A 13700-nucleotide genomic window follows, 5' to 3' on the forward strand; every position below is an offset into this window, starting at 1 on the left:
GTTTGGCAACAACTAATCAACCAGATACACCGCTATTTTTCAATACCCCAAACACCAGATTCAGTTATAACTCTTCGGAAATCTACTGATGACTTCATCCTTGCGCCTGTCCTATGTCATCCAAAACATCGCCATCTCATAGCTGCACGGGCACAAGCATACATCTGCGCGAAACAAACCCTCTGATCCCGGTATTCAATACCGCACCTCGGGCTAATTTGTGGCTGCAAAGAATCTGGATCAAGTCTGGGCGTAGAGGAAAACAATAGAGTTGTCCCCTTTGAATGGATACATTATGTTTTGTTTAAAGGGGGTAACTCTACCCGTTATCATCCAGATTGAGCCAATGTAATGCATACATAATAGACTTGATCAGACTAGAATTGGGCTTCAATCATAGCAATAACTCCAGGCATGCTTCGAGAATATGATTCCTCAAATGAAAAAACTGATAGATCTTCAAAATTCAGTTTTGCAGGAAGAAATTTAGAAATTATTGAAGAGTATGGCTTGGGCTACTACATTTTAGCTATTAGAGATAATTAATCCGTCAATCGAACCAATCTTGGCCAGCGGTCATGTATCCAAGTATATTCAAATGGCATGTTGATAGTCACCACATAAGCCCGCATTTCATCATCTCTTTCTGTTAATAATCCTTGGATTGCCATTTTTGTATCCAAGGGTACCCAGTGAGTTTAATGGTCATGGTCTTTTGCCATGAACTGGTCAGCAATAATCAAAACCGGGCTTGAGTGTTAGGCTTCCATTTGCCGATTTTGATACAGCTCAGTCGTATCCAGTTACCATCAGGAAATTTACCAGTGACTTCATCCTTGTGCCTGCTCCACATCATCCGGATAACATGACCATCTCATAGTTGCACGGACCATAGGCTACTACGTATTGGTCAGTTTCTAGCTGATACCAATACCCAGAATTTATACTGCTAAAGGCGTCAACGTATAAACTCTACCAAATTTTCCTGCGGTACGAATATCTCCGCGTTGCAAGGCAGCACGAACATCATCTAATTTATATGCGTCTTCAATCGACAAATAAGGCGACCAGCCCTCTCCTGAGTCTATCAACTCGATCTCAACTTCCGCAATGTATTGGCCTTCTCGTACCAATTTTGTTAGATGTTTATTATTCATCGTAATCTCCTCAAAAAATCATTACTCCACTTATCACAGTCAGGGCGATAAGCCGTAACGACAACAGCTGGCATTTCCGCATTTCTAGGAATACCCCACACTACATGAATTGGTTTGTTCTTTTTATCTTTTTGTAACACCAATACACATGGGCCTTTCGGATAGTCTGGATAATCTTCCACGACTATTGCCTCACCAATCCCAGAGAGAATATCTCTTGCAAAGATATTGTCGTGTGACAACTCATCATAACCATGTTCAGATATACGGACATTCCCGTTACTGACTAATGCTATAACCCGTTGTAAAGTCACACTCATGACAAAGTATCATCAGGTAAAATTATCAACACGAAATTATGCCATCTATTTTTCCTGCAAATCATCACTCCAGCTTATCCCTTTATTTTTCATTGTATTTTATTTAGCTTCCTTAAGTTCCACCTCCGACAACGAATCTTGGCAATAGGATCGAAACTGTATATGCGATCAAATAAAACCACCAAGGTTTCATTGTATCAATAATAGCAAGCCAACTCTTGCAGTTAAATTTTGATACAGTTTTAAATATTACAGATCGCAAAATTGACTGTGTCAAATTTGTGCCAAAGTGCGCTTGAAATACCATCATATGTAGTTGTGTGACACTGATTTTATGCTTGGCAAGCATTGCAAGTGATTGATTTATATAAATACAAAATTTATAGCCAGGTTTCGTAATCAGTAGGTCGGAGGTTCGACTCCTCTCAACAGCGCCATCCATTAAGCTATTGTTCCAATTATATTATTTTCTTAATATTTTTGGGAAAGAAGGCCTGTTTTATACAACATATTGAAAAACAATGAAATTATCGGTTCGATTCCCGCAGGCTATTTTTATATGAAAAGCTAATCTGGATCAAAGTAGTTTAATACATCCATAGCTTGGTGAGGTATACCGATGATGTGAATACAGCTCTCACCAATTGTGTAGAATATCAAATGTGATCCTTGCAAATAACAGTAGTAGCCTTCTTCGATATCAATCCTGTGTTTACCTATTTTAGGATTTCCAGCTAACCACCTGAAACATCGGTCAAGATCGCGCAAATAGCTATCTCGTTTCTTTTTACCCCATTTTTGTAACGTATAACGCCCAATATTTTTGAGGTCTTGTTGTGCGCGTGGAGTAATTTTGACGGTGAATGTCATTCCTTGGCATCCAACTCCTCAATAATCTTATCAATAGAATAATCTTTTACGAATTCACCACGCTCAGCTTGTTCCGCACCTTCTTTTAAATATACGCGAAGAGCTTCCAGCTTACTCTTGCGCTCTTCCATTCCACGTAATGCATCGCGAACGACTTCACTTGCCGAACCATACCGTCCGCTTGCGATCTCATTTTTAATGAATATTTCCCAATGTTCGCCTAAGCTCAAACTCGTCGTTGCCATTTTGATGAAGCCCCCATATATTCATATATAACAAATATGAATATATCAAAAGAATGCAATAAATGAAATAAATTTTTGAAAGATTCAGAGCTTAGGCATATCCATAAGGGTATCTCTACTAAACCCTCTTAAAACGGACTCCCATTCTTCTAAGATACTGAAAAGTTGGTTCGAAGAGCTTCCGATTTTCTGCACCAATAAAGCAGTGTCTACCGATCTATCTGCTCTGTTCAGATCTCCGCTAAATGAGATGCATCAGTCCGGCTTAAAAGCCATGCGGCCGCTACCCAGCAGGATGATGGCGAGTCCACAAAAAAGAAAAAACGCTTGTAGCTCCATCGCCCATCCTCCGGTGGAGGATAATGTCCACAGTTCATCTCGATGAGCCAACACCAAGGCAAACAGCATATTGCCTACGATCAATGCTCCTCCCATGCGGGAGTAAACACCCAGGACGACCATCAGTCCCCCCACCACTTCTCCGAGATATACCCCATACGCCAGCAAGGGAGTGAGATCCATGGAAATAAGCAGCTTACGGATGAAGTCCAAGGAGCTGGGATAAAGAACCTTATGCACGCCATGCAACAAAATCAGTCCACCCGTCGTCAACCGCAGCACCAGTTTTCCCAGATCTTCCGTTGAAAGCAATTTAGCCATTGTAAATATATTTCCCTATTGGTATGTTTTTTAAATCCTGTGATTTCGAGGATAGATTGTCGGTACTGGAACGCACAAAACCTCATCCCAATCGATTTTTATCCTCAACTACGTTTGTTAATCGCGCTCTTACGTGGGCAAACGCACAGAAAAAATTTCCTTACGTCGATAGACTCATGCAACCAATCATTTACTCCGAACGATTGGGTCTCGGGCTCAGTAAATTCCCCTTCTTGCGATACCCGGATTGACTGAGTTTGAGCGCTGACTCCCCAGTACGAATCCCTTCACTCGCTCGCTTATCGTACTGGGGAGATTAGCGATTGAATAGAAATGAATTCTCAAGCATTCCCGCCAATCTCCTTCACAGGGATTTCAAACCCCCTCCACAACAGCCGGCAGCGTCCAGAAAATACTCTGTTAAGTACCGAACAGATACCGCCTCTCAAGCATGATCTACTCGACTATTATCCCTGTATATCACATACGCCGTGAAAAAAAATATTATCGTAATCGGAGCATCTGCGGGCGGACTGACGGTGCTTTCTGAAATTCTCGGCGCATTACCCGATCATTTCTCCGCCTCACTCTTCGTCGTCATCCATACCGGCCCTGATTCTCCGGGCGCCCTCGATTTCATTCTAGGGAGGAGCAGCGCGCTACCGGTGAAATACGTCTATCAGCGCGAGAAAATTCAAACCGGGAGCATTTATTTGCCGATTGCCGATCATCATCTCGTCATTGAGGATACTGCCACGGTATGTGTTACCCGCAGCCCGAAGGAAAACCGCTTTCGTCCGGCGATCGATCCTCTTTTCCGTTCGGCCGCGCAATCATTCGGAACTCAAGTCATTGGCATCGTTCTGACCGGCGGCTTGGATGACGGCACAGCAGGACTTCAGGCCATCAAACAGCGCGGTGGCACAGCTATCGTACAAGACCCGCAGGACGCCGAGAATCCGTCCATGCCGCGCAACGCGCTCAAGCACGTGCGCGTGGATCATTGCGTGCCCTCCGCGGGCATAGCTCCGTTATTGATCGAACTGATACAGCAAGAAGCCGCACCTTATTCCAGCGTACCGGTCAATGAGAAACTCAACACCGAAGTAGCCATTGCGCTTGAGCATAATCCGGTCAATGCCGGTGTTTTCAAGCTCGGCAAACCCTCCATCTTTACCTGTCCTGAATGCCATGGCAGCTTATTGGAAATCGATTCTGATCAATTCACCCGCTACCGTTGCCATACCGGACATGCCTATACCGTTCGATCCCTGCTATCGGAGAATGACGAGAGAATCGAATATGCACTGTGGGATGTCATCCGCATTTTGGACGAGCATATGGTCTTATTGCGGCAACTGGCAGAATATTCTCATGAAGACGGCGACAATGAAACTGCGGAACACTACCTGGATCGATTCAAGGTTACCAAAGAACGCGTTAATCTGCTTCGTAATATCACATTTATGCTGCATAATCCTGAAAAAGAACCCGGGTAATCTCTGTGGCCGGAACTGGAACAGTTCCCTGCAATACTCTCCCCGAATTTTCCGGCCTGATCTTCATCATTTTTCAATCATTCTCTATCACTGAATTTCACATATGGCCTCAAGAAAAAAAAATATTACTCCTATCATCGTCGGCATCGGATCGTCCGCAGGAGGACTAGAGGCACTGCAACAACTCTTCAAGCACATTGCTCCCGATAGCCACAAAGCGTTCATCGTGATGCAGCACCTGGATCCCAAACACACCAGCCTGCTGACCGAAATTTTGCAACGCTGCACTTCGCTTCCCGTCACGGAAATATCCGATGGCCTGCAATTGATGCCCAATCATATCTATGTCAATCCACCGAATCGGGACATCGTGGTTTTTCAAGGCAAACTGCAGGTGAGTTCCCCGCTTGACTCGAAAGGCCCGCGCTCGCTGATTGATGGTTTTTTTTCGTCGCTTGCCGAGGATCAGCTCTCCCAAGCCATTGGCATCGTCTTGTCTGGCACCGGCTCAGACGGAACGCAAGGATTGGGCGCTATTTTTCATGCCGGCGGGCTGACATTGGTGCAAGAACCAAGTACCGCAAAGTATGACGGCATGCCGTCGAGCGCCATCGATGCCGGTTTTGCTACGCATGTCCTGCCGGTGGAGAAAATGCCGGAAATTTTTGACGCGCATAAACGAAACCTCCTTCCCCCCAAGGAAAAACCTCGAAATGGCAAAAAAAACAATGCCGTCGGCCGCATTCTGATGGACTTGCGCTCATTTACCGGCCATGATTTTTCACTCTACAAAAAAAGCACGATCGAGCGCCGTATCGAACGGCGCATGACATCGTTGTCGATCGATGATATCGATGTGTATGCTCAGCTCATCAAGAAGAACAGCAATGAAATCAGTGCCCTTTTTAAAGAACTGCTGATCAATGTCACCAGTTTCTTTCGCGATTCGGAAGCTTTCGAGGTATTGGAAAAAGACATTCTTCCCGGGCTCTGCAAAAATAAAACCGAACATTCCGTTTTCCGCGTCTGGGTAGCGGGTTGTGCTACTGGCGAAGAAGCCTATTCCATCGCCATCATCCTCAAGGAATGGCTCGAGAAATCGCAGCAGGAATTTAAAATCCAGATCTATGCCACCGATCTGGATGAAGACGCCGTCGCGACCGCCCGCTTGGGCATTTATTCGCTGAACATCATCCAGGATGTCAGTCCGGAACGGTTGCGCCGTTTCTTCACGAAAGAAGACAATTGCTACCGGATCAAGAAAGAAATTCGCGAAATGGTCGTTTTCGCGACTCAGAATCTGCTCAAGGATCCGCCTTTTACCCGACTGGATTTGCTCAGTTGCCGCAATTTGCTGATTTACCTCGGAGCAGAATTGCAGAATCAGCTCATCCCGGTCTTCCACTACGCCCTCGTCCCGGAAGGCGTGCTGTTCTTGTCGCCGTCGGAAGGCATCGGCAATCATCATGAGCTGTTCTCGCAAATCAACCGCAAATGGAAATTCTATCGCGCCTGCAAAACAGCATCTTCGCGCACGACCGTGGCCAATGTCATCTCATGGACAGCCGGCATGGGAGATAAGACACCCGACGAGGTCATCATCAAACCCAAAGAAATCAATTTTGCGGAATTCACCCGCCGCGTATTGATCCAATGCTTCGCCCCGGCTTCCGTATTGACGGATTTGAAGGGCAATATCCATTTTATCCATGGCGATACCGGCAAATTCCTGCGTCCCGCGCCCGGGCAAGCCAGCTTGAACATCATCGAAATGGCCCGCGAAGGTCTGGAACTGGAATTGCGCACCGCGATTCGGGCCGCAACCAACGATAAAAACTCCACCCTCAACAAGGAAGTGGAAGTTAAAACCAATGGCGGATTCACGACCATTCATCTGAGCGTGAGATTCTTGGCCAGCAATGAAAGCCACCAGCATTTTTTGCTGATCAGCTTTTTAGAGATCAGCCCCATCGCCAAAAAAGCCGGAATCAAGCGCATTCCCAAGGCGATCGAACTGGGGCGCATCGAAGAACTGGAACGCGATCTGGTGTACTTGAAGGAAAATTATCAAGTAACATTGGAAGAGCAGCAAGCATCGAATGAAGAACTCAAATCGACCAATGAGGAATTGCAATCGACCAATGAGGAATTACAATCGACCAACGAAGAACTTGAAACTTCCAAGGAAGAATTACAGTCTGTCAATGAAGAGTTGGTGACCGTCAATTCGGAATTGCAGGGCAAAATCGAACAACTGGTCGGCATGCAGAACGATATGAAGAATTTGCTCGACAATACCCATATCGGCACGATATTCCTCGATGAAAAATTGATCATTCGGCGCTTCACGCGCGAAGCCACGACGTTATACCGGTTGATCTCTTCGGACGTAGGCCGGTTATTGAGCGACATCAAGTCGAATCTGACCAACGATGAATTGCTGACGCACGCTGAGGAAGTGCTCGAAACCTTGATTCCTTACGAACAGGAAGTGCAGACACAATGCGGCAATTGGTATCTGGCCCGGATTCAACCTTATCGCACGCTTGACAATGCAATCGAAGGCGTCGTGTTGACATTCACCGATATCAACAAGCTCAACAAGGCAGAAGATGCCAGCCGGCTAGCCAGCGACCTGGCCGGCGAAGTGGTCGATGTCATCGCGCATCCCTTATTGATCATTGACAAGGACTTGAGAGTGATTTCTGCGAATCGCGCCTTTCATCAATTCTTCAAGCTGAGCGTTGAAGAAACCATCGGCCGGAAAATTTATGAACTGAGCAACAATCAATGGGATATCGAGCCTTTGAAGAACTTGCTCGAAGTGATTCTGCCACGTGATCAGGTATATGAAGGCTATATCGAGCATGATTTTCCGATCATCGGTCATCAAAAACTGTTTTTGAACGCCCAGCGCACGGTCAGCAAATTCAACGAATTTTCGTTGATTCTGCTGATGGCCAGGGAGAACAACGGTTCCTCGACGAACCCATTGGGCCATGAGTAAACAAAAAAACATGGAAAGGCGCGGTTCGTTACGGACCCATGCCGAAGCAATGGTCCGAAATTTGTCTGCCGCAAACAAAACCATGCTCAATGAAGTCCTGACGCATGAATTGCTGGTGCATAAGGTCGAATTGGAAATGCAGAATGAAGAACTCAGAAGAGCGCAACTCATCATCGAAGAAGCCAGAGACCGGTATATCGATCTGTACGAATTTGCCCCGGTCACCTATATTTCCCTCAATTTGGGTGGAACGATCCATGCAATCAATTTGACCGGCGCTCAGCAATTAGGAATGGATCGCGCCAAACTGATCAATAAGCGGTTTTCGGGGTTTATTGACAAGACCGCAAAAGATTGTTGGTATCGGCTCTTTTTTTCGCTGGTGAAATCAGGCTCTGAATTAGAATATCCCAAAAAATTGAGGCTACAGATGATCCGCCAGGATGATTCGACCTTTGATGCATTCCTCAGTTGCGCGGTGAAAACTGCAGCCGATTCTCCGCCGTTATTGCGTATTGTTTTAATGGATATCTCTGCCAATGAATCCAATGAGTGAGAAAAACCATTTTCACCCCGCAGCACCTTCATCGTCAGGCGTTAGAGTACTCGAGTTGCTCTCAAAAGATAAATAACGGATTAATTTTATGAATAAAATTTAACCAGATTAGCTCGCAGCCGATTCGGGCTATGATCGATAAGCTCAGCAATTCCCTGATAAATAGGAGCTTTAAGAGGTGAAACTAAGGAAATGTTTAGATATTTTTCGGGGAATTCTGACATACATCTTCCCTCCAATAATTTTAGTATTCCTACAATCCATTTATTTTCTTTAAATAAAGATTTTTCAGAATGGAAATCGCAATGAGCAGCTACTGACAAAAATATTATTACAATCGATAAGGCTCATACAATGCAAAATATCATTTTCTCGAAAAGAAACTCCCTGCTGAATAAATTCACGATTGAGGAATACGCTGCTCTGTCCGGGCAGTTGGAGCTCATCTCGTTAGGATTGGGAGAAGTGCTGTATGAGGTCGCTGAAGAAGCGCCGTTCATTCACTTTCCCATCGATAGCATGGTTTCCCTGCTCCATCCCATGAAGAATGGCAAATCAGCGGAAATCGCCGTGATTGGCTGCGATGGCGCAATCGGCATTGCCCGCAATCATCAGGCCACGTTAAACTGCGCCGTTGTCGCGAGAGAAGGCAATGCCTATCGGATCAGAAAAAACTACTTCATGGAAGAAATTGAGCGGAACGAACGATTGTTCGACCTGTTCATCAAGCATACGCAAGTCCTGCTGACCCAAATTGCGCAAATCACGGTTTGCCATAGCTTCCATACCACCGACCAACAACTCTGTTGTTGGCTATTATCGAATGTACGCCGGATCAGCGATAAGGAAATGCCGATTTCCCGTTCATTGATAGCATACTTATTGGGCGTCCCCCTGGAAGCCGTCACGCAAGGCATCGATAACCTGGGAAAAAGCCATTTGATCAGCTATCAATCGGGTGTGTTGACCCTGCTTAATCAACAAGCCATCGAGAAAAGAAGCTGCGAATGCCATTTTGTGATCAAACATGAAATCGAACGTTTACTGAAAACTCCACCATCCCACAAGGAAGCCACGTCCTTTGACATACATCACCATCACCATTCATGACCAGCTCTGCTCTGCCCGATCGCCTGAACTCAATCGCCCATCCTGATTTCCATCCTCATCCTGTACCTCGATTCACTGAATCGAACAATCATTGGCTTTTCTCTGCGGAAATATCACCTACATCTGAACAATGCCGATCAGAATGTGAGATTCCGAACAGACTGATCGTTAGAATTTAATCACTATTGTCTTGATAGCCGATAATGGGCGGTGACCGTAATTTGTCATCCGTCGGCCGCGATTTATCACTACGGAGACAGGCCATGAACAATGAGAAAATTCTGAATATCTTGAGCGACCTCGTGCAAATCTCGCGGGATGGCGCGGCAGGCTTCCGGACCTGCGCGATGGACGCGAAAGACCCTTCGTTGAAACTGTATTTCCAGGATCGGGCGCAAAGTTGCGATGACGCCGTTTTCACGCTGAATACGGAAATTAGGCATTATGGCGGCGACCCCAACACCGCAGGATCAACGGTCGCCATGGTTCATCGCCGATGGATAGACCTGCAAACGATGCTGGGCAATCGAGATAATCTGACCGTGCTCGAGGAATGCGAACGGGGCGAAGCGCTTGCGCTGCGAGCCTATGAAGAAGCATTGAGGGAAGAAATGCCTGACAGTCTGCGCGCCTGCCTCGATGAACAATATGAAGGTGTCAAAAGAAACCATGAGCGGGTGCGCGAATTGCGCGATGAAGCGCGCCGGAATGTCGATCTTGCTTAAACTCATCAAGGAGAAAAACCCTCTCAAGCAAGAGGCAGGATCAGAGCTCTACATGCAGGATGAGCGAGTACGTTATGCATTCGTCGGTCACTATCTGCATGAGTATCTCATACCGGAGAGAGTCATATGGCCGAACATGCTTTTTGGTCGGGTCACATTCGCTTGTCATTGGTAACGTTTCCGATCCGGCTTTTTCCCGCCACGTCGTCGCGGGACAAGATCGTACTGCACAAATATGATCGTGACAGTGGGCAGCGCATCCGTTACCGCAATGTGAATGAAGACGGCGAGATGGTGGAACCGGAGGATATCGTGCGCGGCTATGAGTACGAAAAAGGAAGTTTCGTGCCGATCGAAGATAAGGAAATCGACAATCTCAAACTGGAAAGCAAGCACACGATCGAACTCGTTCAGTTCACGGATCATGCTTCGATTGATTCGATTTATTTCGATGTTCCGTATTATGTCGTTCCCGATGGCGATATCGCGCAAGAAGCGTACCTGACGTTGCGCGATGCGCTGCGCATGAGCAAGAAAGTGGCATTGGGCCAAGTCGTGCTACGCGACAAGGAACGCATCGTTGCGATCAAACCGTGCGGCAAGGGTTTGCTGATGGAAACCCTGCGCTATGCGTATGAAGTGCGCCAGGCCGAGGATTATTTTGAAGGTATCGAGGTTGACACCCAGATTGACGAAGAGCAATTGGCGCTTGCAGAAGAATTGATCGATCGTAAAACGGCCAAATTTGATCCGCGAAAATTCAAGGATGTGTACCAGGAAGGATTGAAGGAAATCGTCAACGCTAAACTGGGCAAGCGCCCAGTCCGCTCAAAAAAAGAGCCTGCCACCCCCGAGAAGGTCACTAATATCATGGATGCGCTGCGCCGCAGCCTCAAACAAACCGGCGGCAGCGAAACGAATTCCGGATCTGAAAAAAAGAAACCGATCCGCAAAACCCGTTCCCCCAAACAAAGAACTGTCGCCTAAGCCATGTCTTCGCCACTGTCCAGTTATCATCACAAGCGTGATTTCAGCGTCACCAGTGAACCGAAAGGTAAAACCGGCAAACCTAAAACCCGTCGTTTGGCATTCGTCATTCAGAAACATGGCGCTCGGCGCTTGCATTATGATTTCAGGCTCGAATTGGATGGCGTGATGAAAAGCTGGGCAGTGACGCGCGGGCCCAGTTATGATCCTGCCGACAAGCGCCTGGCAGTTCACGTTGAAGACCATCCGCTGGAATACAATCGATTCGAAGGCGTGATCCCGGACAAACAATATGGCGCAGGCCCCGTGATGATCTGGGATAACGGCGAATGGATACCGGAAGGAGATCCTCATCAGGATTTGAAGAAGGGTCATCTGACCTTTCAACTCCATGGTCAACGGATGCACGGGCGCTGGCATCTGGTGCGCATGAATTCAACCGATAAACGCGATAACTGGCTTCTCATCAAGGGAGAGGACGAATTTATCCTGAAGGGAACAAGCAACCAGCATTTCCTCGAGCAAGAAAATACCAGCATTGTTTCGAATCTCACGCTCGATGAAATCCGCGCCGGGGCAAAAGGTAACGCTTCGGACGATGCTCACCGGAAAACAAAAAAAATGCAGACCACCGGAATCGATACCTCCGCGGCGACCTCATTATTGAAAAAATACCCGAGGCCCGAACTTGCGACATTGGTGGAATTTCCGCCTGCCGGCTCTGATTGGCTGCATGAAATCAAGTATGACGGTTACCGGATCATGGCGTTTCTGGAAAATGGCAAAGTCAGGCTTCGTACTCGCGGCGAAAAGGATTGGACGCATAAATTTCCCGGCATTGCCAAGCAACTGGCCCAAATCAAAGTCAGCAATGCCGTTCTCGATGGCGAACTCGGCGTTTTGAACGATCGGGGCGCGACCAGTTTCGCTGCACTGCAGGATGCGTTGTCGCGCCATGACTCCAGCCAGGTACAAGGATGGTTTTTTGATCTGCTGCATCTGAACGACGACGATCGGACCCAAACCCCGTTGATCGAGCGCAAGGCTGCGCTCAAAAAAATTCTGAACAATAAAGCCCTGACTATGGTGCATTACAGCGACCACCTGGAGAGCAGTCCGCATTTGCTCAAGAAAGCGTGCAGCATCGGCGCTGAAGGTCTGGTTTCAAAACGCAAGGATAGCGCGTACCAATTCCGACGCACCAAAGAATGGCTCAAAAGCAAATGCGGCCAGGCGCAAGAATTCGTCATAGGCGGTTTCATGCCGGCCAAGGACGGTTCCGAGTCGATTGCTTCTCTGTTGCTGGGTTATTATCAAGACGGAAAGTTCCGCTATGCGGGTAAAGTGGGCACCGGTTTTGGCGCTGAACTCGCGCGGCAGATTTACCGGCAATTGCAGCCGTTGCGATTGTCCCGGCCACCGTTCAGCGGCAAAGTTGAAAAATCAGTCCGCCCGCATGTCTGGGTCAAGCCGAAGCTGCTGTGCGAGGTAGCATTCTGGGAATGGACTGCTGATCAACGCATACGCCACGCCTCATTCAAAGGATTGCGGGAAGATAAAGCCCCCAAGTCGGTACGCCTGGAAATTCCGGATCAACTTCCAAATCGCATCATTCATTCCTCTACAGAAAATGATTTCACGGTTGAGGGAATTACCATCACGCATCCGGAGCGTGAAGTGTTCCCCGGCAGCGGGGTCAGCAAAGGTGATATCGCTCAGTATTACGCGAAAGTTCTCCCCTTTATGCTGCCGTTTCTGAAAAACCGATTGATCAGTCTGGTGCGCTGCACCGATACAATCGAAGGGGAATGTTTCTTTCAACGCAACCCCATGCGCGGAATGGGTCCGGATCTACGCGGCAAAACCATCACCCATCAAGGCAAAAAACATAACTATTTTTATATCGATAACGCAGCAGGAGTGCTTGAGCTGGTGCAAATGGGCACCATTGAATTTCATGTGTGGCAAAGCCGCGTCCAGATGATCGATAAGCCCGAACAGATCATTTTTGATCTCGATCCCGGCGAACACGTGCCGTTCGATGCGATCAAGCTTGCCGCTGAGGATGTTCGCCGCCGTTTGCAGCAGCTTGGATTGGAATCATTTCCGCGATTATCGGGCGGCAAGGGCATCCATGTGGCCGTTCCGTTAAAACCAAACCACGGCTGGGATGGAATCAAGCGGTTCTGCCGGCGCTTCGCCCAGCACATGGAACGCGATGCGCCGGATGCGTATGTCGCGACGATGAATAAAAGCCAGCGACGTGGAAAGATTTTCATCGATTATTTGCGCAATGATTTTTCATCCACAGCTATCGCGCCTTATTCCCTGCGCGCCCGCAAAGGTGCGCCGGTGGCGGTGCCTTTGTCGTGGAAACAGCTTGACGGCATCGATTCCTCGCAAGCGTTCAATATCTTCACCATCGATGCCCTGCTGACTCCCGCCCATGAACAAATGAATCAACGCTATCTGGATATGCACCAGTCCATCAAGATTTGAGAACCACCCAATCTCCTGATCGAGCGACCACTGCTGAGATATGTACGATAACGAACGGATACTTT

Annotated in this window: 13 protein-coding genes; 7 read left to right on the top strand and 6 right to left on the bottom strand. The window is 47.5% G+C overall.

Annotated features, from left to right (window positions below):
- Positions 1 to 542: 542 nt before the first annotated feature.
- The 6 genes from ABF87_RS15250 to ABF87_RS05395 form a co-directional block, all read right to left on the bottom strand.
- The gene (locus tag ABF87_RS15250; RefSeq protein WP_275689414.1) at positions 543 to 671 is read right to left on the bottom strand and encodes a hypothetical protein; all 129 of its coding nucleotides are present in this window, start codon (positions 669 to 671) and stop codon (positions 543 to 545) included.
- 270 nt (positions 672 to 941) lie between these two features.
- A complete protein-coding gene (locus ABF87_RS05375; RefSeq protein WP_110340803.1) occupies positions 942 to 1157 on the bottom strand; it encodes a hypothetical protein in 216 nt (71 codons plus the stop codon).
- On the bottom strand, positions 1154 to 1477 hold the full coding sequence (locus tag ABF87_RS05380; RefSeq protein WP_160828114.1) for a DUF4258 domain-containing protein: 324 nt from the start codon (positions 1475 to 1477) through the stop codon (positions 1154 to 1156). The genes ABF87_RS05375 and ABF87_RS05380 overlap by 4 nt, the downstream gene beginning before the upstream one ends.
- Positions 1478 to 2044: 567 nt before the next feature.
- Positions 2045 to 2347: a type II toxin-antitoxin system RelE/ParE family toxin gene (locus tag ABF87_RS05385; RefSeq protein WP_160828115.1), complete on the bottom strand. Its 303-nt coding sequence runs from the start codon at positions 2345 to 2347 to the stop codon at positions 2045 to 2047.
- The gene (locus ABF87_RS05390) at positions 2344 to 2592 is read right to left on the bottom strand and encodes a type II toxin-antitoxin system ParD family antitoxin (RefSeq protein ID WP_160828116.1); all 249 of its coding nucleotides are present in this window, start codon (positions 2590 to 2592) and stop codon (positions 2344 to 2346) included. Before ABF87_RS05390 ends, ABF87_RS05385 begins: the two co-directional genes overlap by 4 nt.
- Positions 2593 to 2847: 255 nt before the next feature.
- A complete protein-coding gene (locus ABF87_RS05395; protein WP_160828117.1) occupies positions 2848 to 3252 on the bottom strand; it encodes a DoxX family protein in 405 nt (134 codons plus the stop codon).
- Positions 3253 to 3743: 491 nt separating this feature from the next.
- On the opposite strand from ABF87_RS05395, the gene ABF87_RS05400 reads away from it, so the two are divergent.
- The 7 genes from ABF87_RS05400 to ligD all read left to right on the top strand — a co-directional run bounded on the left by ABF87_RS05400 (position 3744) and on the right by ligD (position 13635).
- Positions 3744 to 4751, top strand: coding sequence for a chemotaxis protein CheB (locus ABF87_RS05400; RefSeq protein WP_160828118.1), 1008 nt, complete (start codon positions 3744 to 3746; stop codon positions 4749 to 4751).
- A 103-nt stretch (positions 4752 to 4854) separates the two neighbouring features.
- Positions 4855 to 7758, top strand: coding sequence for a CheR family methyltransferase (locus ABF87_RS05405; RefSeq protein ID WP_160828119.1), 2904 nt, complete (start codon positions 4855 to 4857; stop codon positions 7756 to 7758).
- Positions 7751 to 8314, top strand: coding sequence for a PAS domain-containing protein (locus ABF87_RS05410; protein ID WP_160828120.1), 564 nt, complete (start codon positions 7751 to 7753; stop codon positions 8312 to 8314). Before ABF87_RS05405 ends, ABF87_RS05410 begins: the two co-directional genes overlap by 8 nt.
- 354 nt (positions 8315 to 8668) lie before the next feature.
- Positions 8669 to 9424: a Crp/Fnr family transcriptional regulator gene (locus tag ABF87_RS05415; protein WP_160828121.1), complete on the top strand. Its 756-nt coding sequence runs from the start codon at positions 8669 to 8671 to the stop codon at positions 9422 to 9424.
- A 263-nt stretch (positions 9425 to 9687) separates the two neighbouring features.
- Positions 9688 to 10149 (top strand): PA2169 family four-helix-bundle protein, encoded by a 462-nt coding sequence (locus tag ABF87_RS05420; protein WP_160828122.1) that lies wholly within the window; start codon positions 9688 to 9690, stop codon positions 10147 to 10149.
- Between the two features lie 126 nt (positions 10150 to 10275).
- Positions 10276 to 11136 carry a Ku protein gene (locus ABF87_RS05425; RefSeq protein WP_160828123.1) on the top strand — a complete coding sequence of 287 codons (861 nt, stop codon included), beginning with the start codon at positions 10276 to 10278 and terminating at the stop codon, positions 11134 to 11136.
- A gap of 3 nt (positions 11137 to 11139) precedes the next feature.
- Positions 11140 to 13635 carry a DNA ligase D gene (ligD, locus tag ABF87_RS05430; protein ID WP_160828124.1) on the top strand — a complete coding sequence of 832 codons (2496 nt, stop codon included), beginning with the start codon at positions 11140 to 11142 and terminating at the stop codon, positions 13633 to 13635.
- Positions 13636 to 13700: the final 65 nt, after the last annotated feature.

The sequence above is a fragment of the Nitrosomonas sp. JL21 genome (genome assembly GCF_009833095.1).
In the GTDB taxonomy this organism is placed as follows: domain Bacteria; phylum Pseudomonadota; class Gammaproteobacteria; order Burkholderiales; family Nitrosomonadaceae; genus Nitrosomonas.

Excerpts from the sequence above, each read along its gene's own strand:
- ABF87_RS15250 (WP_275689414.1), bottom strand. The coding sequence starts at position 671 with ATGGCAATCCAAGGATTATTAACAGAAAGAGATGATGAAATGCGGGCT.
- ABF87_RS05375 (WP_110340803.1), bottom strand. The coding sequence starts at position 1,157 with ATGAATAATAAACATCTAACAAAATTGGTACGAGAAGGCCAATACATT.
- ABF87_RS05380 (WP_160828114.1), bottom strand. The coding sequence starts at position 1,477 with ATGAGTGTGACTTTACAACGGGTTATAGCATTAGTCAGTAACGGGAAT.
- ABF87_RS05385 (WP_160828115.1), bottom strand. The coding sequence starts at position 2,347 with ATGACATTCACCGTCAAAATTACTCCACGCGCACAACAAGACCTCAAA.
- ABF87_RS05390 (WP_160828116.1), bottom strand. The coding sequence starts at position 2,592 with ATGGCAACGACGAGTTTGAGCTTAGGCGAACATTGGGAAATATTCATT.
- ABF87_RS05395 (WP_160828117.1), bottom strand. The coding sequence starts at position 3,252 with ATGGCTAAATTGCTTTCAACGGAAGATCTGGGAAAACTGGTGCTGCGG.
- ABF87_RS05405 (WP_160828119.1), top strand. The coding sequence starts at position 4,855 with ATGGCCTCAAGAAAAAAAAATATTACTCCTATCATCGTCGGCATCGGA.
- ABF87_RS05410 (WP_160828120.1), top strand. The coding sequence starts at position 7,751 with ATGAGTAAACAAAAAAACATGGAAAGGCGCGGTTCGTTACGGACCCAT.
- ABF87_RS05415 (WP_160828121.1), top strand. The coding sequence starts at position 8,669 with ATGCAAAATATCATTTTCTCGAAAAGAAACTCCCTGCTGAATAAATTC.
- ABF87_RS05420 (WP_160828122.1), top strand. The coding sequence starts at position 9,688 with ATGAACAATGAGAAAATTCTGAATATCTTGAGCGACCTCGTGCAAATC.
- ABF87_RS05425 (WP_160828123.1), top strand. The coding sequence starts at position 10,276 with ATGGCCGAACATGCTTTTTGGTCGGGTCACATTCGCTTGTCATTGGTA.
- ligD (WP_160828124.1), top strand. The coding sequence starts at position 11,140 with ATGTCTTCGCCACTGTCCAGTTATCATCACAAGCGTGATTTCAGCGTC.